At 69.8% G+C, this 22317-nt stretch carries 21 protein-coding genes and 3 pseudogenes; 12 read left to right on the plus strand and 12 right to left on the minus strand.

The features are described 5' to 3' along the window. Positions 1-954: 954 nt before the first annotated feature. The 3 genes and pseudogenes from AB0I41_RS25145 to AB0I41_RS25155 form a co-directional block, all read right to left on the minus strand. Positions 955-1530 (minus strand): flavoprotein, encoded by a 576-nt coding sequence (locus AB0I41_RS25145; RefSeq protein ID WP_357112185.1) that lies wholly within the window; start codon positions 1528-1530, stop codon positions 955-957. Beyond that, positions 1527-2358: pseudogene (locus AB0I41_RS25150) on the minus strand (hypothetical protein); the annotation flags it as partial. The pseudogene AB0I41_RS25150 and the gene AB0I41_RS25145, both read right to left, overlap by 4 nt. Beyond that, positions 2348-2584, minus strand: a pseudogene (locus AB0I41_RS25155) (GNAT family N-acetyltransferase); the annotation flags it as partial. The pseudogenes AB0I41_RS25155 and AB0I41_RS25150, both read right to left, overlap by 11 nt. Before the next feature lie 499 nt (positions 2585-3083). Between AB0I41_RS25155 and AB0I41_RS25160 the strand changes: the two are divergent. From AB0I41_RS25160 to AB0I41_RS25180, 5 genes are all read left to right on the plus strand, one after another. Then, entirely contained in the window at positions 3084-3815 is a 732-nt protein-coding gene (locus tag AB0I41_RS25160) for a hypothetical protein (protein ID WP_357112188.1), read from the plus strand. Then, positions 3815-4147: a transcriptional regulator gene (locus tag AB0I41_RS25165; protein WP_357112190.1), complete on the plus strand. Its 333-nt coding sequence runs from the start codon at positions 3815-3817 to the stop codon at positions 4145-4147. The genes AB0I41_RS25160 and AB0I41_RS25165 overlap by 1 nt, the downstream gene beginning before the upstream one ends. A gap of 306 nt (positions 4148-4453) precedes the next feature. Next, a complete protein-coding gene (locus AB0I41_RS25170) occupies positions 4454-5134 on the plus strand; it encodes a hypothetical protein (RefSeq protein ID WP_357112193.1) in 681 nt (226 codons plus the stop codon). After that, a complete protein-coding gene (locus AB0I41_RS25175; protein ID WP_357112195.1) occupies positions 5131-5493 on the plus strand; it encodes a transcriptional regulator in 363 nt (120 codons plus the stop codon). Before AB0I41_RS25170 ends, AB0I41_RS25175 begins: the two co-directional genes overlap by 4 nt. Then, complete coding sequence (locus tag AB0I41_RS25180) at positions 5490-6683, plus strand: dienelactone hydrolase family protein (RefSeq protein WP_357112199.1); 1194 nt, start codon at positions 5490-5492, stop codon at positions 6681-6683. The genes AB0I41_RS25175 and AB0I41_RS25180 overlap by 4 nt, the downstream gene beginning before the upstream one ends. Before the next feature lie 47 nt (positions 6684-6730). On the opposite strand, the pseudogene AB0I41_RS25185 reads toward AB0I41_RS25180, so the two are convergent. Further along, positions 6731-6931, minus strand: a pseudogene (locus AB0I41_RS25185) (hypothetical protein); the annotation flags it as partial. Here AB0I41_RS25185 and AB0I41_RS25190 point away from each other — a divergent pair. Continuing rightward, complete coding sequence (locus tag AB0I41_RS25190) at positions 6926-7426, plus strand: hypothetical protein (protein WP_357112202.1); 501 nt, start codon at positions 6926-6928, stop codon at positions 7424-7426. The pseudogene AB0I41_RS25185 and the gene AB0I41_RS25190 sit on opposite strands and share 6 nt — an antisense overlap. Before the next feature lie 900 nt (positions 7427-8326). Continuing rightward, entirely contained in the window at positions 8327-9634 is a 1308-nt protein-coding gene (locus AB0I41_RS25195; protein ID WP_357112205.1) for a hypothetical protein, read from the plus strand. A gap of 165 nt (positions 9635-9799) precedes the next feature. On the opposite strand, the gene AB0I41_RS25200 is transcribed toward AB0I41_RS25195, so the two are convergent. From AB0I41_RS25200 to AB0I41_RS25215, 4 genes are read right to left on the minus strand one after another with little or no spacing between them, the layout of a single operon-like run. Next, a complete protein-coding gene (locus tag AB0I41_RS25200) occupies positions 9800-10444 on the minus strand; it encodes a response regulator transcription factor (protein WP_357112331.1) in 645 nt (214 codons plus the stop codon). Between the two features lie 14 nt (positions 10445-10458). Beyond that, positions 10459-11784 carry a sensor domain-containing protein gene (locus AB0I41_RS25205; protein ID WP_357112208.1) on the minus strand — a complete coding sequence of 442 codons (1326 nt, stop codon included), beginning with the start codon at positions 11782-11784 and terminating at the stop codon, positions 10459-10461. 17 nt (positions 11785-11801) lie between these two features. Next, positions 11802-12572, minus strand: a complete 771-nt coding sequence (locus tag AB0I41_RS25210; protein WP_357112212.1) for an ABC transporter permease — start codon at positions 12570-12572, stop codon at positions 11802-11804. Beyond that, a complete protein-coding gene (locus tag AB0I41_RS25215; protein ID WP_357112215.1) occupies positions 12569-13294 on the minus strand; it encodes an ATP-binding cassette domain-containing protein in 726 nt (241 codons plus the stop codon). The genes AB0I41_RS25210 and AB0I41_RS25215 overlap by 4 nt, the downstream gene beginning before the upstream one ends. Positions 13295-14029: 735 nt before the next feature. Here AB0I41_RS25215 and AB0I41_RS25220 point away from each other — a divergent pair. Then, positions 14030-15217 (plus strand): IS110 family transposase, encoded by a 1188-nt coding sequence (locus AB0I41_RS25220; protein WP_357112218.1) that lies wholly within the window; start codon positions 14030-14032, stop codon positions 15215-15217. Positions 15218-15447: 230 nt separating this feature from the next. On the opposite strand, the gene AB0I41_RS25225 is transcribed toward AB0I41_RS25220, so the two are convergent. The 4 genes from AB0I41_RS25225 to AB0I41_RS25240 form a co-directional block, all read right to left on the minus strand. Next, entirely contained in the window at positions 15448-16131 is a 684-nt protein-coding gene (locus tag AB0I41_RS25225; protein ID WP_357112222.1) for a nucleotidyl transferase AbiEii/AbiGii toxin family protein, read from the minus strand. A gap of 2 nt (positions 16132-16133) precedes the next feature. Next, positions 16134-16700 (minus strand): hypothetical protein, encoded by a 567-nt coding sequence (locus AB0I41_RS25230; protein ID WP_357112225.1) that lies wholly within the window; start codon positions 16698-16700, stop codon positions 16134-16136. Positions 16701-16796: 96 nt separating this feature from the next. Further along, positions 16797-18209 carry a DEAD/DEAH box helicase family protein gene (locus AB0I41_RS25235; RefSeq protein WP_357112228.1) on the minus strand — a complete coding sequence of 471 codons (1413 nt, stop codon included), beginning with the start codon at positions 18207-18209 and terminating at the stop codon, positions 16797-16799. Positions 18210-18397: 188 nt separating this feature from the next. Then, positions 18398-19144: a hypothetical protein gene (locus AB0I41_RS25240; protein WP_357112231.1), complete on the minus strand. Its 747-nt coding sequence runs from the start codon at positions 19142-19144 to the stop codon at positions 18398-18400. 61 nt (positions 19145-19205) lie between these two features. On the opposite strand from AB0I41_RS25240, the gene AB0I41_RS25245 reads away from it, so the two are divergent. The 4 genes from AB0I41_RS25245 (at position 19206) to AB0I41_RS25260 (ending at position 22294) form a co-directional block, all read left to right on the plus strand. Then, positions 19206-19517, plus strand: a complete 312-nt coding sequence (locus AB0I41_RS25245; RefSeq protein WP_357112234.1) for a hypothetical protein — start codon at positions 19206-19208, stop codon at positions 19515-19517. Positions 19518-19524: 7 nt separating this feature from the next. Further along, complete coding sequence (locus AB0I41_RS25250; RefSeq protein ID WP_357112236.1) at positions 19525-20676, plus strand: hypothetical protein; 1152 nt, start codon at positions 19525-19527, stop codon at positions 20674-20676. Positions 20677-20870: 194 nt separating this feature from the next. Beyond that, positions 20871-21452: an RNA polymerase sigma factor gene (locus tag AB0I41_RS25255; protein ID WP_357112239.1), complete on the plus strand. Its 582-nt coding sequence runs from the start codon at positions 20871-20873 to the stop codon at positions 21450-21452. After that, entirely contained in the window at positions 21449-22294 is an 846-nt protein-coding gene (locus AB0I41_RS25260; protein WP_357112241.1) for a hypothetical protein, read from the plus strand. The genes AB0I41_RS25255 and AB0I41_RS25260 overlap by 4 nt, the downstream gene beginning before the upstream one ends. Positions 22295-22317: the final 23 nt, after the last annotated feature.

Consider the following 22317-nt stretch of genomic DNA (forward strand, 5'->3'; position numbering starts at 1 on the left):
TTCACGATCAGCCAAGGTCAACAACGCACGCACGGCGGAACATCCTGTCCCACCGAACCAGCAAGATCAAATGCTACGACCGGCTGAACCTGCCAAGTGCTGCCGCTGGAGATTGGGGTTCAAGCAATCAAGCCTTCGCCATACCGCGCGGGTCTCCCGACGCGCTGTCCCAGGCACCTGGACCCAGCCGCCGGTTTCCTGGCATGCTCTTGTCCCCTTCGCCTTTCGGCTCCAGGTAAGCCATCAGACCCAGCAGACCTCCCTTCGAGTCTGTCCCGCTTGAAGCGGGGATGTGTCAGAGCGCCTCGTGGCGCACTGGTTGTCTTTGACGGTGAGTAGGTAGTGGGCGTGGCGCTGCTCGACGAGGTAGACGGCGTGGGCGCGTTGCGCGTGCATGGCATCCGCGGTGATCACCGAGGGTCGGTAACCCGGGCCAACCGATCGAGCAAGCCCTCCGGCCCGCTCGGCAGCGCACCTACCCCAGTAGAGACAGCCGCGGCGTGACCCGCCGGGGACATGAGCGATGATGACACAGCGAGCACGACACCCTTTGCGGATCTTGAAGCGTAGACAACTCCATGATCCATAGGTGTCGTGCTCGCTCCTCATCCGAGCACCCACCACAAGGTCCGACCGGACATTCGCGGACTACTCCGGGGCCCTGGCCTGGCTCCGCTGAGCCCGCAGCGGTGGCGACGTCTGGTGCCCGGCGACGTAATCACGATGTATGAACAGAGGCCGGTGGCCGGGATCGCGACCATCATCGAGTCAGTGTTCCCTGTCGGCAATGATCACGATGTGTGACGGAGAGTGGCGGTGGGTAGGTCCAGATGACATATCGGCACTCGCCCAATGATCAGGTGTGGAGGCTGCCCGGGGACACCAACAACCGCCGACTGGCCGACCTCGGGGTCTGATCTTGCCTCCTGCCTCCGCGCCGAACGTTAGGTGGGGTCAGCCCCGATCGGTGCTTCTGGCAGGCACGTCGCCGGCCATCCGGGTCGCTGCTTCGAACGCTGCCGCCCACGGGAAAGCCCGCTGGCGGCTGTTGCCGCTGCCGGGCGGGTGCGGCTCCCATCCGTCGTCGGTCCCGAGGAAGACCCGTACGCGCTCGTCGCGGAGATTCGCCACGGCGCGCTGGAAGGGTGCGCGGGTGGCCAGCGCGGCGTTGACGAACGGGACGACCACGGTCGGCACCTGCCGGCCGATCAGCTCGGCGACCGTCGTCATCGCGTAGTTGTCGGCGATGCCGAGGGCGATCTTGTTGACGGAGTTGTAGGTGGCGGGGGCGATGATGAGCGCGTCCGTGGCGGGGAGGGAGCGGCGGGTGCCAAGGGACGACCGGTAGGTGGACTGGACCGGGTGCCCGGTTAGCCGCTCGATTGCTTGGGCGTCGATGAAGTCGAGGGCGCGGGGGGTGGCGGTGACGACCGTTGTCCACGATTGCTGCGTCGCGGTGGTGACCAGTTGTGTCACGTCAGCGGCGGGCCCGGCAGCGCAGATGACGATTTGCAGGTGGCCGCTGGTCACACGCGGATCCCGGCGTGCTGGGCGAAGTCGAAGACGGCGGTGCGGACGTGCCCGCGGGTGAGGACCGCAAGATCGCTGGCGATGCGTTGAACCGCTTGCCGGCACCGGATCTCCTCTGGTGCCACCTGATAGGCGCCGCGTAGGGCGTTCAGGCCGTGCTCGTAGCGACCCCACTGCGTGTAGGCGCGGGCCACATCGACGAACAGGGAGGCCTTGCGTTCGGCGAGGCCGATCTTGTCCAGGGGCACCTGGCGGGCGAGTGCGATGGCAGTGCCGGCGTCGCCCAGGGTCAGCGCGATGTTGACGCGGTGCAGCAGGACGTTGGTGGCACCGAAGCCGGTCCACCGGTCGTTGCCGTCGTAGCCGGGCCGTCCGGCGGCATGGGAGGCCTCATCGAGCATGGCTTGTGCGCTGTCTCGGTTCTCGTCGCGGGCGGCGGCGATAGCACCGCGCAGCAGCAGGGCCCCGTAGACGGCCACCGCGTCGGTCGAGGCGAGTCCGGTGCCGCGTCGGAGGGTCTTGGCCGCGTCTTCGGGCAAGGTGCCGTGCCTGAGTGCTGTGGCCGTTGCTCATCAGGGCGTGGGTCATGATCCGGGCGCTTGCAGCCATCGCCACCGGGTCCTGACTGATCCCAGCGGCACGGGTGCTGCGTTCGGCGGCGACCAAGGCCATGCCTTTGTCACCGACATTGAGCAGCACGCTGCCGACGACGTGGTAGAGGTCGCTGGCCAGGGCGTCGACCTGCGCCCGCTGCCCACCCTCGGCGTCCGCACGAGTTGGTTCCAGGGCGGGCAGCAGGGCCACGAGCTTGGCGAGAACCTGCTCGTAGGTCGCCGGCATTGCGATCGGGCTCCCACGGGATGCCCATGAAGGCCATCAGAAAGCCGACCAGCCGGTCACCGTCATAGATCAGTCTCGGCCAGGCGTGGTCGGGGAAGACGTACGCCTCGGCGAGCGACTTGACCACTGGCGCGACCAGGTCCTCCTGATCGGTGCGCACGGACAGTGCAAGCGCCGCCTCGTAGTTCTCCGGGGTGATTCTCTCCAGCCGCATGCGGCGGACCATAGCGGGCGGAATGCAGACCCAGCGACCGGATTCCAGGCACCCGGGCGGCTCCCCGGAGTTGGCGGGGCCAAGCCAACCGCCGACCTGGACACGTTCATCCGTACCTACTTGGCCCCGTTCATCTGCACGCCGACAACTGGAACAAGAAGAAGTAACCCGCTGCACGAGAGCACGATCGGATGCACGGGGTGGCGTGCCCACCCCGCGCCCACACAGGTTGAGGACACATGCGCACCACGACAGTCGGCGACGTGAAAATCCTGCTGCCGGACCTCGACCCGCAGTTCCGGGCCGTACTCACCCGCATCGGACTCCACCGCGCCGGACGTCACTATGAGTAGCCGCCCCTCGACTCACGTCCAACGAGCGAGCGTTGTCCGCGGCTTGGTTCGGCGGTGTCGGCCAGCTGGAGCATCGGCGGCCCGGCCCGCGACATACGGCTGGTCAATCTCTTGCACAGAGAGGTCTGTAATGCAAAGCTAAGTTCATGACACACGAATCTGCACCCCAGGGGGACGCCCCGCACGAACTGCTGGCGGCCGTGCGTGACCTGACGCGCCAGGTCCGCGTCGCCCAGCGCGGCACTTGGTTCCCGCTGCTGGTCTTCGCGGCGATCACCCTGGTCGCGATACCCGTCTACCGGTACGGCCCCTACCTCGACCTGTTCGACACCTGCCGATCCCGCGCGGACCACACGGTCTGCTCGGGGGAAAACCCGACGGAACTCGGGTACTGGACGGTCGCGCTGGTGCTCGCCTACGCGGCGATCGCAGCCTTCTACACCAGGCGGTCCCGACGGCGCGGCGTGGGCACCCCCACCCGCCCCTACGTCGTCGTCGGCGTCGCGTTGGCCGTCCTGATGACGGCCGTGTCGATCTGGTTGACGTTCCACCCGCTCCTTCCCCAGCCCGCTGACCCCTTCTCCACCGACCCGGTGCAGATCGAGGCCGGGCCGGCCGTGTGGCTCATTCACGGGCTGGCCAGTCCCCTGGCGGTGATCGGGCTGGCGCTGCTGGTGCTCGCCTGGGTCGAACGCCACTGGGCACTGCTGGCGTACACCCTCGTCTACCTGGCGATCGGGATGGTGCAGGGCAACCAGGTCATTCACTCGTCGTCGCCGTGGTTCTTTCTGCCGTACCTGCTTGTCCCGGCGGTGGTGCTGCTCCTGGGCGCCGCCGTCTTCGCCCTGTTCCGGCCGACCACCGAGGCTCAGGCGTGATGACCGATCACCCCACCAACGGCCTCGACGACGTCGTCCATCAGCGCGTCCGGCTCGGCATCCTGGCCATCGCCCACCAGGCCCGCCAGGTCGAGTTCGGCTTCCTACGGACCACCCTGCAGCTGACCGCCGGCAACCTCGGCCAGCACCTGACCGTCCTGGAGAAGGCCGAGCTGATCCAGATCGAGAAGGGCTACGAGGGCAGGCGCCCGCGCACCTGGGTCACCCTCACCACTGCCGGTCAGGCCGCCCTCCGCGACGAGATCGCCCACCTCAAGCAACTCATCCAGCAGGTCGAACAAGCGGAGACGGCGCCGCCCGCCGACCGGTGACCGGCGGGCAGCCGACGTGCGTGACCTCGCCCGCCGCTCCTCGCGCGCCACCGGCATTGCCAGGCGCGGGACCCGCCACTGCGCCTGGAAGCAACCGCTCCAGCACAGCCCGCCCGGCGTTGCTCAAGTCTTCACGGGCCATACCCGTCTAGTGAACGAGATCGCCGGGGCCAGACGCCGCCTGGCGGCGCCGGCCGACGCCTGGGCCTCGGCTCGGCTCGACCCCAGTTATGAAACGGCACCTGGAAGGTTCCACGCATCGCAGTTGGACTAGCGCAAATAGGTTGGCTATGGAAACCTATCGGCATGACTACTGATTCGGTACCCGCCGGCGGCGATCCCCGCCGGCTGTTGTCGGAGGTGCGCGGCCTCGCCCGCCGGGTGCGGGTCGACCAGCGGGTGACCTGGTTCGCGCTGCTGGTGCTGGCCGCGGTGACGTTCGTGGGGATCCCGTTCGACTGGTATTTCCTCGTCCTCCACTGCGTGGGCGACGGCACCGTGTGCCAGTTCTCGCGTCAAGGCGTGCTGTACTACTGGCCGCCGGCGCTGCTGCTGGCGTACGCGGCGATCGCCGTCTGCTACGTGCGGGCCGCCCGGGCGCGGGGGCTCGGCGCCCGGGTGCTGCCGTACGCGCTCACCGGCGTCACGCTGACCGTCCTGTTCACCGCCGCCTGGGTGGCGGTGCGCCTGTACCTCCCGAGCCACCCGCGCACGTTGCCGTTCCCGTACTGGGTGCTCGTGTTGGACCGACTGATCGCACCGTGGGGCACGATCGGGGTGGCGCTGCTGGTGCTGGCCCGGCTGGAGCGCAACCTCGGGCTGCTGGTGTTCACCCTCGGCTACCTGACGGTGGCGCTGGTGCCGATCGACTTCGGCTGGCACTGGGGCGCATTCCGCACGGCGTTCCTACCGCAGCAGATCATCAACGGCACCGTGCTGCTGCTGGGCGCGATCGGCTTCGCGCTGGCCGACCGGCGGCGCCGGTGACCGCCGAGAACGAGGCCCCGGACCCGCACGCGCAGTCCGCCCACCCGGTCACCGGCCTGGACGACGTGGTGCACCAGCGGGTCCGCCTCGGCATCCTCACCATCGCGCACGAGGCCCGCCGGGTCGAGTTCGGCTACCTGCGCACCCAACTGGAACTGACCGCCGGCAACCTCTCCAAGCACCTGAGCGTGCTGGAGGCGGCCGGCCTGGTCGAGGTGGAGAAGGGCTACGCCGGCAAGCGCGGCCGTACCTGGATCACGCTCACCGCTGCCGGGAGCACCGCGCTCGCGGAAGAGATCGGGCGGCTGAAGCTGCTCATCAATCGGGTCGAGACCACCGACACCCTGGAGGACCGATGAACACCGCACTGACCCGCCGAAACCTGCTCGCGGCCGCGCTCGCAACCGGGGTCGCCGTGCCGCTCGGCGGCGCCGGCCGCGGGTGGGCGGTCCCGGCGCAGGCCGCGCCCGGCCAGGCCCGGCTTACGCTGCCCCCACCCACCGGGCCGCACCGTGTCGGCACCGTGTCGCTGCACCTCGTCGACAGCTCCCGCCCGGATCCGGTCGCCGGCCCCGGGCACCACCGCGAACTGATGGCCAGCGTCTGGTATCCCACCGCACGGGACGCCGCCGCCCGGCGTCATCCGTTGGCCCTGTGGATGCCCGCCGCGCCGATGCGCGCGCTGCTCGAGTCTGCCGGGTTCGACGCCGACACCGCGGCGGCGCCCCTCACGGCCGGCCACGAGGGAGCTCCGGCGCTCCGGACACCGCGCTGGCTGCCCGTGATCGTGTTCTCCCACGGCGCCAGCGGTCACCGTTCCGAGGCCACCATCGTGGTCCAGGAACTCGCCAGCCACGGCTACGTCGTGGTCACGGTGGATCACACGTACGACGCGTACAGCGAATTCCCCGACGGCCGACTCAGCGTCCCCGACGACGATTTGTCGTTCACGCCATGGGACCACGCCCACGACATCCGGTTCATTCTCGACCGCATCGAGGACCTCGCCGCCGGCCGCAACCCCGACGCCGATCGCCGTCCGCTGCCGGCCGGCCTGGGCGCCGCGCTCGACCTGCGCCGCATCGGCATGTTCGGCTATTCGAAGGGCGCGACCGCGACCGCCCTCGTCATGAACCAGGACCAGCGCGTCAGGGCCGGCGTCAGCTTCGACGGCCCGATGCAGTCGCAACCGCCGGTCACCGACCTCGACCGGCCCTTCATGCTGATGACCGGGGAGTTCACCCGGGCCGCCGAGCCGAGCGTCGAGGCGCTCTGGTCGCACCTGCACGGATGGCGCCTCAACGTGCACGCCGACGGCGCTTCCCACGCGGCGTACTGCGACCACCAGTGGCTCATCCCGCAACTGGCGACGATCACCGGAATGAGCGACGAGGACCTCGCCGGCTGGATCGGCACCCTCGACCCGGCCCGGGCGGTACGGATTCAGCAGGCGTATCCGCTCGCCTTCTTCGACTTGCATCTACGCCACCGCGGACACCTGCTCAACGGCCCGAACCCGGCCTTTCCGGAGGTGCGGTTCATCCCCTGACCCACTCGCGATCATCAAGGCAGCGGCGACAGGTGAGGTTTGTGTCGTTACACCTGCTCGAGCCAGCCCCGGATGACATTGAAGTCGCGTTCGGTCAGGCCGTGACGGGGGTCGACCCGATGCAGCAGGGCCGGGCCGTGGTGATGGGCGGACACCCAGACGCGATCGGCAGGGCAGATCTCGTCGTCGACCCAGACGAAGCGGCGCCCCTGCGCCCACTCGACCAGGCCACGGGTCTTCCAGTGCAGGGGGCCGTCCTCGTCTTGCAAGCCCGTAGTGCCATCGCCGCGGCACACGGTCGCCGCTTGGCTGCCCTAGCCGGTCAGACCCTGCATCACGTCTGGCTGGTCTGGGACCTCGATGCTGACGAGTGGTTCCCCGACTGTCCAGTGGTCCTCGCCTTCGACGACGATCAGGTCGAGATCAACCACCAGAAGACCGACGACCTCTCTGTCACCTTCAGCAGCATCGACCTTGCTCAGCCGGTTGTCTGGCCAACCTCCGATGGCTTCTCGCTTGCCTGGCGTGCCGATCCCCTACCAGAGCTGGCTGCGCTTCACGGGCAGCAGCTCGACCACGCCGAACTACTGGAGTGGATCGGCGGCACGATGGCAGACGGCAGTGTCGCTGTCGGCTTCACCTTCACCGAGGGACAGCTGACGGTCTACAACGCCCTGGACGAGAACGGTCTGGAGTTCGACCCACCCAGTCAGGAGTGGCGCCAACACGCGCTCGATGGCTAAGACGCCGGCGTGACTGGCTGTTGACGCGCCTCGCCGCACGAGCCGGCAGCCTGTCGCGCCCCCCGCCGCCTGACCGAGCGGAACCGGTGGTAGCGCTCGGAACGTGCTCGGTGAGTCATGGGCAGGCCCGGGTAGCTCTGGTCATTGTCGGGCAGCGGTGGGTACCAGGCGTTGCCAGGCGATGATCAGATGCTCGGTGTGTGCTCCACTGGTCGGAGCAACGGCGGCTGCCAGCGGTGAGCACGGGTGGGCACTCCTGGGCACTCGTGGCTATCCGCTGGCAGGTAAGCTGGGCCATCGCGCCCTCGTAGCTCAGGGGATAGAGCATCGGTCTCCTAACCCGAGGCTCCGCCCATGTCCGCAGGCTGATGACCTGCGGATTTTCGTTTTCTGCCTGCGTATGCCGGTCGCAGCGGGGTGTTGCTGTGGTCGCTTGCTAAAGATCAGTCAGGCGGCCTTGTCCGAACCCATCAGATGTTCTTTATGCTGCGTAACAGCAGCTTTGCGCGTTTCGCTTGGCGCTGGTTCGTGCCGAAATTGGCGGCTGAGTATCTGCTGGTCAGGGCGACCCAGCGCATGTGGTGCCAGGTCCACTCGTGAAGCGATTGCATGTGTGTGACGAATCTTGCTGATTCTGATCCGATTGTGCTGGTCGAGCGCAGGACATTCGAGCCACCAACGGAGCGCCACCGCGATGGGTAACAGGCAGCACGAATTGCTTGTCCGCCACCTCGCCGCCGCCTCCACGGGCCCAACAACTCGCCCGTCGCTGGGCTACGGGGGTTATCCCCGGCACGAATGTGGGTGAAAGCTGCCTTCTGCCGAACTACGTGGCGCTCATAGCGTGAGGCCGATGAAGGGCAGCTGCAGGCGCGGCCCTGGTTTCCTTAGGAGTCGCTCATGGTACGGAGATTCCGCACAGCCCTGTTCGCTTCGTTGATTGTCGGCTGTGTCACGGTCGCGTCCGCGGCACCCTCGTCCGCCTCCCGCAACGTCGCACCGCAGGCCCAGCCGCGAGCTGACGGGCCGGCTCGGCTGACACTGCCGGCACCGACCGGGCCGTATCCGGTGGGTACGGTCGACCTGCACCTGGTCGACCGCTCCCGTACCGACCCGTGGACGGCCACCCCGGCCCACCGCGAGCTGATGGTCAGCCTCTGGTACCCGGCCACCGGCGTGGGCCGGTTCCCGCGGGCGCCCCACATGCTGGCCGGCGCGGCGGCCCATTTCGGCAGCGCCGACGGCGTCGGTGCCAGCCTGTACGGCGTACCGGCGGGCGCGGTGGACTTCGCCGCGACCCGGACCAGCGGTCACCGGGGTGCGCCGGTGGCGCGGCGCGAGCGGCCGTTCCCGGTGGTGTTGTACTCACCCGGTGCCGGCGACCCGCGGACCTGGGGCACCACTCTGGTACAGGACCTGGCCTGCCGCGGGTACGTGGTGGTGACCATCGATCACACCTACGACTCGTCCGAGGTGGAGTTCCCAGGCGGCCGGGTCGTCGGCACCCTGTTGCCGGAGCTGTTCGGGCAGGCGCAGCAGCCCGACGACTTCCAGAGACTGGGGGCCAGGGTGTTCGACACGCGGGTCGCGGACACCCGCTTCGTGCTCGACCAGCTGGCGGCTCTCGACCGGGGCACGAATCCGGACGCGGAGGGCAGGCCGCTTCCCAGGGGCGTCGCCGGTGCTCTGGATCTCCACCGGACGGGCATGTTCGGCGTCTCCGCAGGCGGGTTGAGCGCCCTCCAGGCCATGAGCGAGGACTCCCGAATCAGGGCCGCGATCGACATGGGCGGCAGCATCGAGTCGCCGATCATCCCGGATCCCATCCAGCTGTGGCCGGTGGCGCGGCGCGGCCTGGACAGACCGTTCATGTTCGTGGGCGACCCCGGCACCGACCACCGCCAGACGCCGTCCTGGCGGTTGCTGTGGGACAACAGCAGCGGCTGGCACGTCGACCTTCGTCTCGACGGCGCGAAGAGCGAGGACTCCTACAAGGACATCGTGCCGTTGCTCCCGCAGATCGCCCGGCAGCTCGGGCTTCCCGACAGCTTCGTCACCGAGGCCATCGGCAGCATCGAGCCGACCCGAGCCGTCCGCACGGAGGAGACCCTGGTCGCCGCCTTCTTCGACAGGTGGCTACGAGGTCGGGAGAGTTCCGTGCTGGACGGCCCGTCCCCACGTCTGCCCGACGTCACCTTCATTCCCTGACGTATGAGCAGTCTCCGCCGGTCGGCAGCCACCTCGGTGGCCGACCGGCGGGTACGCGCGGTGGAATCCGGGGCGGCATCTCCGGCGGCCGTACCCACGGGTCGACCCACAGGCCGGACGGCGGATCGCCCCGTCGTCCGCGCACGGAAACGGCACCGCGTGAGGTCAGCCGCCGATGTGGCGGAGGACGGCCAGGACCCGGCGGTTGTCGCCGTCCGAGGACGGCAGACCAAGTTTCGCGAAGATGTTCGCCACATGCTTCTCCACCACTCCGGGGGTGATGACGAGCGCCGCCGCGATCCCGGCATTGGACCGGCCCTCGGCCATCAACGAGAGCACCTCACGCTCCCGTGGCGTCAGAGACGTCAGCCCGGCCGTGTCCCGCCCGGCCCGCATCAGGTGGCCGACCACCTCCGGATCCAGCGCGGTGCCGCCGGACGCCACCCGGGTCAGCGCGTCCACGAAGTCGGCGACGTCGGCGACGCGGTCCTTGAGCAGGTACCCGACCCCGGTGGGCCGGTCAGCGAGCAGGCGGGTCGCGTAGCGGGTCTCCACGTACTGCGAGAACACCAGCACACCGACCTCGGGATGGTCGCGTCGGATGTCGATTGCGGCGCGCAGCCCCTCGTCGGTGTGTGTCGGCGGCATCCGGATGTCGACCACGGCCACGTCCGGCACGAAGGCGGCGACCGCGGACCGCAACGCGTCCGCGTCGGCCACCGCAGCGCACACCTGGAAACCGCGGTCGGTGAGCAGCCGGACCAGCCCTTCGCGCATCATCGCGGCATCCTCCGCGATCACCACCCGCATGTCGTCGCCTCCGTTCACGCCTGTGTGGGCAGCTCGATCTCGACCCGGGTCGGGCCCCCGGCCGGGCTGTGCACGCGCATCCGGCCGTCCACGACCGCGATGCGGCGGGCCAGGCCGGTCAGGCCGGGGCCGTCCGGGTTCGCCCCGCCGGCGCCGTCGTCGGTGACGGTCAGCGTCAGGCGCTCGCCGGATGGCATGACGCCGAGCCTGATGCGGGTCGCGCGGCTGTGCTTGGCCGCGTTCGCGAGCAGCTCGGCGGCGCAGAAGTAGGCGATGGTCTCGATCGCGGGCGCCGGACGCTCGGGCAGCTCGACGGTCACGGCGACCGGGACAGCGCTGCTCGTGGCAAGCGTTGCCAACGCGTCGCCGAGACCGTTGTCGAGCACCGGCGGGTGGATCCCGCGCACGAGGTCGCGCAGGTCGGCGAGGGCGTCCTTCGCACCGCGGTGGGCGAGCGTGACCAGTTCGCGGGCCTGCGCGAGGTCGGGCGGTGGGCCGTCGGTGCCGAGCTTCTCGGTCGCCATGCCGAGGTTCATGGCCAGCGTGGCCAGCCGGATCTGCGCGCCGTCATGCAGGTCCCGTTCCAGCCGGCGCATCATCGTGGCCGCGTCGTCGATCGCGCGCGCCCGGCTGACCTGGAGTTCGCGTACCCGCTCGGCGAGCCGGCGCGGGCCGAGCAGCCACCGCATCGCGGCCACGTCCGCCGCCGTGCCGGCACGCATCAACCACGGCGCGACCAGCAGCATGGCGAGCCCGGCCCCGGCGATGAGGAACGTGCCAGCGAACGTCCGCGCACCGAGGGGGCCGAACGGCGTCAGCGCCCACACCGGCCCCAACTGAGTGCCGGGCGGATGGTTGCGGAACAGCGGCCACCACAGCGGGTAGCTGAGATTGACCGGACCGAACACGTAACAGAACACGCCGTACCCCTGGGGGATAGCCAGTGGCACCTTGAGCAGGCCGTACCCGACGGCCCGCCAGCCCGGCCCGTCGGCGACCAGCGCGCCGACCTGCTTCGAGGGCCGGGGTGGCGGGGCGTCCACGTGTGCGTCGAGCAGCCGCTTCGCGAGCCGGCGGTGCACGGTCCCCATCGCGCGCCCGGTCGGGGCGGCCAGCACGACCAGGAGCGCGACGGTAAGCGGGAACAGCACCAGGAACAGCGGCGCGACGGCCGGGACGGGCTCACGGGACATGGCACCGGTCACCCAGAGGATGAGGACGCCCAGAGCCGGCACGAGGGCCGGTACGGCCAGGACCGCGGCTGCGCTGACCACGCCGACCACGCAGAACACGGCTTGGCGCAGGGCCGGTGTGGTGAACGGAGCGCGCAGCGCGGTCATCGGCCCATTGTCGTCGGTCACGCGTCGCGGAGGCGGAGCAGAATGCCACCGCACACGATCGCCACTGCCGCGTACCCGCACATCAGCAGCACGCTGATCCACCCGGCGAACAGCCCGGGTATCGGCGAGGCCACCGCGACCGAGTTGAGCAGCATCAGCAGCGGCACGAAGCGTCCGACCACGATGCCGTTCTCACCGAACAGTCCGACCACGATCATTGGGACGAACATCAGACCGAACAGCGTGCCGATCGCGGCGCCTGAGTGCCGCACCACCGCCCCGATACCTACCCCGATCAGCGCCGTGGTGGCCAGATATCCGCCGGTCAGCAGGACCGCGCGCAAGATCGCCGGGTCCCCGAGGGAAGCGGCCGGGATGGCGGTGCCGCGGATCGCGAGCTGCCCGCCCAGATAGCCGGCGAGGCTCCCGGCCAGGCCGACGGCGAGAGCCGCGCCACCGCATACCGCGGCCTTCGCCGCCAGAACGGTCCGACGTCGCGGTACGGCGGCGAACGTCGAGCGGATCATGCCGGTGCCGTACTCGCCGGTCACCATCAGGACGCCGAGCGCGCCGAGCAGGAGTTGGGCCAGGATGGCCCCGCTGAGGCTGTTGTTCAGGATCTGGGCGGCGGTGGCGACCGGGGTGTGCGACCGGTAGCCAACCCCCACCCCGACCCCGGTCGCGCCCATCGCAACCACCGTCACGGCCGCCAGCCACCACGTCGACCGGACACTGCGCAACTTGATCCATTCCATCCGGGCCACCAGCTGGAATCCGTAACCGTTCATGACACTTCCGTTCCGCGGTAGTCGGTGACCTGCGAGGTGAGCCGGAAGAACGCGTCCTCCAGGTTGTCGTGGCGGTCCGCCAGTTCGGCGACGGTGGTCTCGGCCAACAGCCGGCCCCGGCCGATGACCACCAGCCGGTCCGCGGTCAGCGCCATCTCGGCGATCAGATGGCTGGACACGAACACCGTCCGGCCCTCGGCGGCCAGTCCGCGCAGCAGGTCCCGGATCCAACGGATGCCCTCCGGGTCCAGCCCGTTGACCGGCTCGTCGAGCAGCAGGACGCCCGGGTCGCCGAGCAGCGCCACCGCGACGCCGAGCCGCTGACGCATGCCGAGCGAGTACGTACCGGCGCGCCGCTTCGCCGCGTCGGACAGGCCCACGACGCGCAACACCTGCTCGACCCGGCAGCGGGGGATGTCATTGCTCGCGGCCAGCGCCGTCAGGTGAGCCTGGCCGCTGCGGCCGGGATGGAACGCGCCGGCGTCGAGGAGCGCGCCGACCGTCTTCAACGGCCAGTCCAGGTCCGCGTACCGGACGCCGCCGACCAGGGCCTGGCCGTGGTCCGGGGCATCCAGACCCAGGATCATCCGCATCGTCGTCGACTTGCCGGACCCGTTCGGGCCGAGGAAACCGGTCACCACACCCGGCTGGACCCGGACGCTCAGCCCGTCCACGGCGGCCCGGCCCCCGTAGCTTTTGGTCAACTCCCGTAGTTCGATCACAAGATCGACGTTAGGCAACGCCACCCGCGGTCAGAAGCCGGAAACCACCCGGCTCCGCCTGGTGGTTTCCCCCCAGCGGACCGACGCGGGACGGGTCGCTCCGAGTCGGTGGCGCGTTCGCAGTCGGGCGATCCGTCCGGCGGGGCAGCAAAATGCTCGGTCGGCGGAAACTGGTGCGCCGACGTGGTTGCCGGCCGGCCCGACGTCGGACACCCGGTCGTACCACTGCTTCCCTTCAATCCCGGCCGCCGCTCCGTCGTCTGCCCCCAGGGCAAGCTGGAGCCTTCACACTGCGGCCCCTGCACCGCCGGCTCCGGGTGGCGCCTGTCTCGCACATCGTGTCCGAGGTGCCGGCCGGCGACGGCGGCAGGCTGGGGTTATCCGTGCCCGCGCGGGGCCGGGAGTGGGGATGGCTGACGTGTGTTCCGCCGTGCCTGCGGCTGAGCTTCGAGGTGCCACCCACTCTCGCCACGCGGGCGGGCCGGGTTGAACGGGCGCGGCCCTGGTGGCCGTAGACCCTGATGCCCGGAGGCGGTGGGTATGGCTGCGTGTGTTTCGCCGAGATCGCTTGGCTGACGGTAGGAGATGCCACCCACCGCTTCGTCGTCTGCGAGATTCGGTAGACCGCTGATGGAGACCCGCGACCCGCGTTCGCATCGCTAGAAGGTGCCGGCAAACCCGAACCCACAGACGAGGGCCATCCAAGAGAACCGATCAACGAAGGGAAGCGCGACCGTGGCGAAGCTGTGGATCGGCGTGGACATCGGCAAAACCCACCACCATGTCGCCGCCGTCGACGGTGACGGCCGGCTGGTCTACTCCCGCCGCGTCGCCAACGACGAGACCGCCCTGCTCACCGTCATGGCCGAGGTGTCGACGCACGGCCGGCCGGTCTGCTGGGCGGTGGATGTCACCACCGGCCTGTCCGCGCTGCTGCTGACCCTGCTGTGGCGGCGGCAGGTCCAGGTCCGCTACGTCTCCGGCACCGTCGCGTTCCACATGGCCGCCGCGTTCGCCGGGGAGAACAAGACCGACGCCCGCGACGCGGTGGTCATCGCCCAGACCATCCGCATGCGCCCCGACATCCCGATCCTGGAACCCTCCGACCGGCTCCTCGCCGAACTCACCGTGCTCACCGGCTACCGCGCCGACCTCGTCGGCCAGCGCGTCGCCACCCTCTTCCGGTTGCAGGAACTGCTCACCGGCATCAGCCCCGCCCTCGAGCGGGCCGTTGACCTGAACCGGAAGGGCCCGATGATGGTCCTCGCCTGCTGGCAGACCCCGGCCGCGATCCGGCACGCCGGCGTCGACCGCATCACCGCCCTGCTCCGCCGCGGGCACGTCAAGAACGCCGTCCAGGTTGCCGAGGCGATGGTCGCCGCCGCCCGGCAGCAAACCGTCACCCTGCCCGGCCAACGCGCCGCCGCCGTGGTCGTCGGGCAGATGGCCACCGAGATCCTCGCCCTGGAGCAGCGCATCGCCGCCGTCGACCTCATCGCCGACCAGCTCGACCAGCACCCCCTCGCGCCGATCATCGGGAGTCTGCCCGGCATGGGCAGCTTGCTCACCGCCGAACTGCTCGTCCACACCGCCGGCATGACCGAATACGACAGCCCCGCCAAACTGGCCGCCCACGCCGGCTTGGCACCGGTTTCCCGCGACTCCGGAACTGTTTCCGGGAACCATCGCCAGCCCCGCCGCTACCACCGGAGGCTGCGACACATTCTGTGGATGGCCGCGTTCACCGCCGCCAGGGAATGCCCTGCCTCCCGCGCGTACTACGAGAAAAAACGCGCCGAAGGCAAAAACCACCGGCAAGCCATCCTCGCCCTCGCCCGGCGACGCGTCGACGTTCTCTGGGCCCTCGTCCGCGACCGCAAGACCTTCACCCGACCGGCACCGGCGATCCGCGCCGCAGCCTGAACCAGCACGCTCCCCGCCGACGTGACCCCGGTTCCGCCGGCCGCTCCACCCTGCCCACCAAGATCATCCAGAGTCACATGGAGACTCCTAACCCGACGCTCCGTCGGTGTCCGCAGGCCGATGACCTGCGGCTTTCTGCTTTCTGCCTGTGCGTGCCGATCGCTTCGAGGCCTTGCTGCGATCGCTTGCCGAAGATCAGCTGGAACGTTGTGGGTCCTGAGTGTGCAGGCTTAACGCTGCCGCGAGTCGGGAGCCGAGTCATCCTCGGCAGGTTCCTCCTCGTCGAGCAGTTCACGGCGCCATTCGGCGAATCGGCTACGGAGATCGTCCAGCGCTCGGCCGGCGACGCCGTACTGAGCGAAGTCGTGAGGATCGAGCAGGGTGGCTTGTCCGAGAGCGTCGGCGAAGACGCGGCAGTCGAAACCACGGTCGGCGCGCTGCGCGAGGGCGAGGAGGGCTTCGCGGGTGTAGCGACCGGATCGGAGCGTGGCATCGATGTCGATGAAGTCACGAGCGAACGCTCGCCCGTAGAGTGCGCTCATCTTGTTGGCGACCGCGTCGTCAGGGTGGAGCACTGGTCCGATCGCCATGAGGATCGGTTCGTTGGCACGCCAGTCCACGCCGAGCTCGACCTTGGAAACCCGCACACCGTCGGTGACGGCCAGCCGGGCGAAGGTGTCGTACTGCCGCTCGGTCTCGACGGTCAGGCCGTCGTCTCGGTAGGCGTGCACGACGGCGGTGACCGCGGCGGTGAACTCGTCGCGGCGGTCCCAGGCGGTGAACAGGTCGACGTCCTCGCTGGGCCGCTCCAGGAGTCCGGCGGCCTGGACCGCGTAACCGCCGGCCAGAGCGAAGCCGTATCGATCGGCCGCGCCGAGCCCGGTACGGGCGAGGCGTTCGTGGAAGGGGTCCACCGCTATGCCGCGTTGCTGCGGGTCGCGGCGAGTTCGGGAAAGGCTTCTTCCCAGCGTTGGCGGAGCTGGGGCGGCAGCCAGAGGGTGGGCCAGAGCCGCCGGAGGAGGTCGGCTTCGAGCCAGGTGTTCAGATCCTCGACCGTACCGGCTTCGGTGAGCACCACCTTGTACATGCTGGCCAGGCGTGCGGTCCGGTTCAGGTCGTACTCGGCGTGCCCCGACCAGTCGAGATGACGCGGAAGCGTCACCGTGCCCTCGGTCGGGCCGTGCAGCGCGGTAAGGATTTCGGCCACGACGTAGGGCTTCCGGTCACCGTAGGGCCGGTAGTCCGTCGGCGGCTGGGGTGATGTCCTGCGCCGGCTGATGTTGGTCGCCCGCCGGACTTCCGGTCGTAGCGCCTGACGGATCGTCTCCCGGCTGTACCCGGTGACGCGCTGCAGATCCACCGGCCGCCAGCCGGCCGCGTGAAACGCCCGCAGCTGCTCGTCCCGCTCGGTCAACGCGGCCGCGCGCGTCGCCTCGTACCTGGAGACAACCGCATGCAGCTCATCCTCGGAGAACCGGCCCATGGCCGTCAGCCTACCATGCTAGGCCCAGCACGCTTGGCTTTTTATCATATCCCTGTAACCGGCGGGACCAGTCATGGTGATCGCGATGGCATGCACTCATGTTCTGGTGAAGCCGAGGGCCCGGTATCCGGGCATGCGGCGTGGGAGTGAGGCGGCGAGGATGGGGGTGGCCGGGTCGTGGTAGTCGTGGACCTCGGCGAGGTCCTTGCCGGGTGCGGCGCGGATGACGCGGCCGGCGCATTGGACGAGTAGGCCGTCGTAGGAGATCGGGCCGGCGAGGAAGAGGGTGTCGAGGGCGGGGGCGTCGAAGCCTTCGCCGATGAACGGTGTGGTGCCGATGACGAGCAGGCCCTCACCGGCTTTGGCGCCGTCGAGCCGGTCGACGATGGTCCGCCGTTCGCTGGTGCTCATCGCGCCTTGGAGCACGAGCGCCTGATGTCCGCGTGCGGCGAGCAGAGCGGTGAGTGCCTCGACCTGGGCGACCCGTCGGGTCAGGACGAGACAGTTGCGGCCGCGGGTCAGGGCTGCTGCGACATCATCGGCGATCTGGGTGTTGCGGGGCTCGTCGAGGGCCAGCCTTCGGTGGACCTCGGCGAGCGCGCCGGGCGCGTCCAGGTCTATGTCGCCGGGCTGGAATGTGGTCTCGTGGATGAACAGTGCTCGACGGGGTCCGGCGTCGGTGTGCATCGCGGCCGCGAGGGTGCCTTGTTCCTCGTCGGTCAGGGTGTGGCGGACGGGTCCGAGTTGCCAGGTGACGAGTTGGCCGAGGCCGTCGCGTCGGGTGGGGGTGGCGGTGAGGCCGAGCCAGAACTGCGCGGCGATCCGTTTGACCGAGTGCTCGTAGGCTGCGGCGCCGAGGTGGTGGCATTCGTCGACGACGACGTGGCCGTACCTCTGGGTCAGGGTGGCGACGTCGTCGTGCCGCGCCAGGGAGGGCAGCAGCGCGATGTCCACCGTGCCGGTGAGCTTGCGTCGGCCGCCGCCGAGTTGACCGGGCTTGATGTCGAGGAACTGCTCGATGCGGGTGCGCCACTGGTCGGCTAGGGCTTTGCGGTCGACGAGGACGAGGGTGGAGGTGTTGCGTTCGGCGATCACGGCGCAGGCCATGACGGTCTTGCCGGAGCCCGGTGGGGCGACCAGAATTCCGTCGTCGTGGGCGAGAAGTGCGCCGACCGCGTTGGCCTGCTTGCTGGTGAGTTCGGCGGTGAACGCGGTGTCGATCTCGGTCCCGGAGTTTCGTACGTCCGTGACGACCAGCCGCGACCCGGCGCGCTCGACGATGGTGGCGATGGTGTGCCGCAGGCCCCGCGGGAGTACCAGGCGGTCATCGAGGGTGAGGTTGTAGCCCTGGATGAAGCGTGGGGTGTCCCAGGTGGACTTGCGGAGTCGCTGCAGCTCGTAGAACTTCGGGTTGACCATGGCGGCGGTGTGCTTGAACGTTGCCAGCGCGGCGGGGGTGAGCTGTCTGGCGTCGATGCTCAGCCCGGCACCGGCCTCCGCGTGGACCACCGGAGGTAGCGGAGGATGGACCTGGGTCGCGGCGGACCGGCTCATCGTGGCGACGTCGGCACCGGTGACGGCTTGCTTGGCCTGCCGGGCGATCCGTTCGGCGTCGCCGGGGCTGAGCCGGTCCAGCGTCGACAGGAACGCCCACTGGTCCGCGTACGGCTCGAGCGTGCCGAGGTCGAGGAAGGTGGTCAGTCCGTCCTTGCGCGGCGGCCCTGTAGCGGTGCGGCGATCAGGTTGCCGAAGCCGCCCTCGGGCAGGACGTCCTGGTGGGGGAACAGTCGGTCGTACGACCGCAGATCCATCGACCCGCGCAGCACCATCGCCTCACGGAGAAGAACGGTGCCGACAGCCCGCCCGGTGGCCGCGGGAACAGCGCCGGTGAAGAAGACCCACACGTGGGCCCCGCGGCCTGACTGGGAGATCTCCAACGCGGCCGGCACCGCACTGGCCCGTGCCGCCTTCACGTAGGCGAGGGCGTCGAGCATCGCCGTCGGGCCGTCGAAGTCGGCCACGACGAAGTGGCAGGTGTTGCCGGCCATCAGCGGGTACAGGCCCATGAACACGTCGCCGACGAGATGCGCCGCGACGACCTCCGCCGTACGGGGCAGGTAGGTGGCACCCCGCCGGTCCATACCCTTGCGCCAACCGCCGGAGACCGCGGGCATCCACCCGGCGGCGCCGGTTCGGGCGTTCTCCCAGCGCACGGCGTACACGTCGGCCCGGGCCCGGAACCGGTCGGCGAACAGCGCCAGCTTGTCCTGAGCCGGCGAAGCCATGGTGACCAGCCCTGGCGGCTCAACCGGCGCGGACAACTGCTCCGGCGCCGCAGTCGTGTCCTGACCGCGCAGCTCCAGCAGACGTGCCAGCCGGGCGTTCTCGGCCCGTAGCCGCTCCACCTCCCGCCGAAGATCGACGAACTCGGCCACCGAACCCATGCCGACCATCCTCGCGCATCGGGCTCCGAACACCTCGATACCGGTCCGATATCCTCCGCCGATGGCATCGAAGGGGACCGCCGCGCTGGAGGCGATGATCGAGGAAGCCACGGTCGACGCGTACGGCGACGACGAGCAGCTCACCGGCCTGTTCACCATGATCGATGAGCATCTGGCGGTGCCGTTCCCCACCACCGTCCTCGGTGTCGAGGTCACGGTGCGGAAGGTCGACCTGACCGCGGACACCATTGTCGCGGTCTGTGTCCGGGGCCGCCACCGGCAGAGGATCGACCTGCTCGACCTGCCGTTACCAACCCCCGCGCCGGACGGCGCCGCGTGGATCGACGCCTACCGGCACTGGGCCGGGAGGTAGGCCGGCGGTGAGCGAGTACCAGTACTACGAGTTCACCGCCGTCGACCGGCCCCTCACCGGCCGGGAGCGGGCCGAGTTGCGGTCGATGTCGACCCGGGCCGACATCACCGCCACCAGCTTCGTGAACACCTACGAGTGGGGCGACTTCAAGGGCGACCCGCGCACGCTGATGGAACGGTACTTCGACGCGCACCTGTACCTGGCGAACTGGGGCACCCGCCGGCTCATGCTGCGACTACCGAAACACGTGCTCGACCCCGCCACCGTCGCCCGGAACTGCCAGGGTGACAGCGCGTCCGCTTGGACCGCTGGCGAGCACGTCATCATCGACGTCCACGACGAGGACGAGGACGGCACCGATGAGTGGGATCTCGACGGCCACGGTCTGCTCGCCTCGATCATCCCGGTCCGGGCCGGCCTCGCCGCCGGTGACCTGCGCCTGCTCTACCTGGCCTGGCTGCGCTGCGTACAGTCCGAGGAGATCGCCGACGACGAGCCCGAACCGCCCGTCCCCGCCGGCCTGGGCGCCCTCGACGCGCCCCTCACCGCCGTCGCCGAGTTCCTGCGCATCGACCCTGACCTGATCGCGGCTGCGGCAGTCGGGTCGACGCCGGCCGCCTCCGGTGAACCGACCACTGCCCAACTACGCACCTGGGTCGTCGGGCTGCCCGCTCGGGACAAGGACGCCATCCTGACCGACCTGATCACCGGCGGCGACAGCCACCTACGCAGCCGACTGCTGCGCCGCTACCGCGACGCGCATCCCGCCGACGCGTCAGCCCCGACGGCCGTCCGTACTGCCGGGCAACTACTCGCCACCGCCGCGGACCTGCGCGCCGAAAGGGAACGACGGGACGCCGAGCAGCGCGAACGCGACCGGGTCAGCCGGGAACGCTCCGCCGCAGCCGCCCGGCAACGGCACCTCGACACCCTCGCAGTCGACCAACCCACCGCCTGGCAGCGGGTCGACGAACTCATCGCCACGAAGAAACCCCGCGAGTACGACACCGCCGTACAACTCCTCGTCGACCTACGCGACCTCGACGAACGCGACGGAAACACCTCATCGTTCCGACACCGGCTGGCCGAGCTACGGGCGGCGCACGCCCGCAAGCCCAGCCTGCTCGAACGCCTCAACCTCGCAGGCCTCGACACCTGACGCACGGTTCGCCGGGGCCTGGCCGATCCAGCCCTCCACCACGACAGCACCCTGGCTCACCGCCGTCACGATCTTCGCCGTCGGCGCGGCGGGATACGTGCACGGCGGAGCCCGCGCGCTGTCTGTCCGCCGCTTTCGTTCGAGAGGTGCGCCGTGACCTGCAACAGAGTCGGCGTGAGCGGCCATAGTGTGGTGTGAGGCATCAAATACGGCCGTCGGACGAGGAACTGTGGTCCTCGATCGCCGCCGGTGACGAGTCGGCGTTCGGTCGGCTCTTCGACCGGTACTCCCGCCCGGTCTACAACCACGCGTTCCGGCTGACCGGCTCGTGGTCGACGGCCGAGGACGTCACCCAGGCGACGTTCCTCGTCGCGTGGCGCCGCCGCCACGACGCCCGCCTGGTGGACGGCTCAGCGCTGCCGTGGCTGCTGGTCGTCGCCACCAACGCGGTCCGCTCCGAGTGGCGGTCGGCGCGGCGGTGGCTGGCGCTGATACGGCGCCTACCGGCGGAGCGGTACGCCGATGGTGACCTCGCAGACGAGGTTTCCGCGCGGCTCGACGACGAGCGGCGGATGACCGAGGTCCTCTCGGTGGTCCGCGGGTTGCCGCCGGCCGAGCGGGAGGCGGTGGCGTTGTGCCTGTGGTCCGGCGTGTCGTACCCGGACGCGGCATCCGTGTTGGGAATCAGTGAGGTGGCGGTGCGGTCGAGGGTGAGTCGCGCGCGCAGCCGCCTGGCGCGGCTGCTGCCCGAGGAGATTCAGGAGGGGAAGCGGTGAACAACATTCTCGACCTGCCCGCGGAGCGGGACCTGCCGCCGAAGGCGGCGCACGCGATGCGGGCCCGGATCCTGAGTTCTGTGCGCCTGCGCCCAGCTCGTACGCCACGACTGCGAGCCGCCCTGGCGGGGGTAGTGCTGCTGGCCGTGGCGTCCGGTGTCGCGGCGGTGATGTGGCAGCGGCCGGACCGATCGCCCGTGCAGGTGCTGGCCATGGGACCGGGTGAGTTGTCGCCGACGCTGCAGGATGCGGCCGAGCGGTGCCTTCGGTGGAACTCCCCGCAACGGCAGACGCGGCAGAACCCGAGCGAGCGACCCGTCCCGGTGTCCCTGGCCGACCTGGCGGTGGCCATCGAGCGGGGTGACCGCGCGCTGGTGTTGTTCATGAACGACGTCGGCTACGCCACCTGCGACGTCGAGTCGCCGGGAACGGACCGTGAGTCCGGCGGGGGCGCCACCGATCCCTGGCCGCACGGTGAGTGGCTGCCCGGGCCGGTGCAGCGGCTGCTGCTGACCTCCACCGAGTCCGACGGTGGGGACGTCAGCGTCAGCGGCCGGGTCAGCGGGCGTGTCCACCGGCTCGTACTCGACCACGGCGACGGCCACACCACAGCAGCCCGGCTCTCCGGAGGTGTGTTCGGCCTGATGACCAGCGACGCAAGACTTAAGGCCGGCAACGATCCTGAACTGGTCAGCTACGACGCCAAGGGGACGGAGATCGACAGGCGTCCGCTGTTCCAGGCAGAGGACCAACTGGAGCACTGCTATGCGGGCCCGGACGGGAAGCGGATCTACGGCAAACCGACCAGCGACTGCCGGGCCGCCGAGAAGTGGCGACGGTAGCCACCGTCGGGGGCTGACCGCGG

It is taken from the genome of Micromonospora sp. NPDC050200 (genome assembly GCF_040656135.1).
GTDB lineage: Bacteria > Actinomycetota > Actinomycetes > Mycobacteriales > Micromonosporaceae > Micromonospora.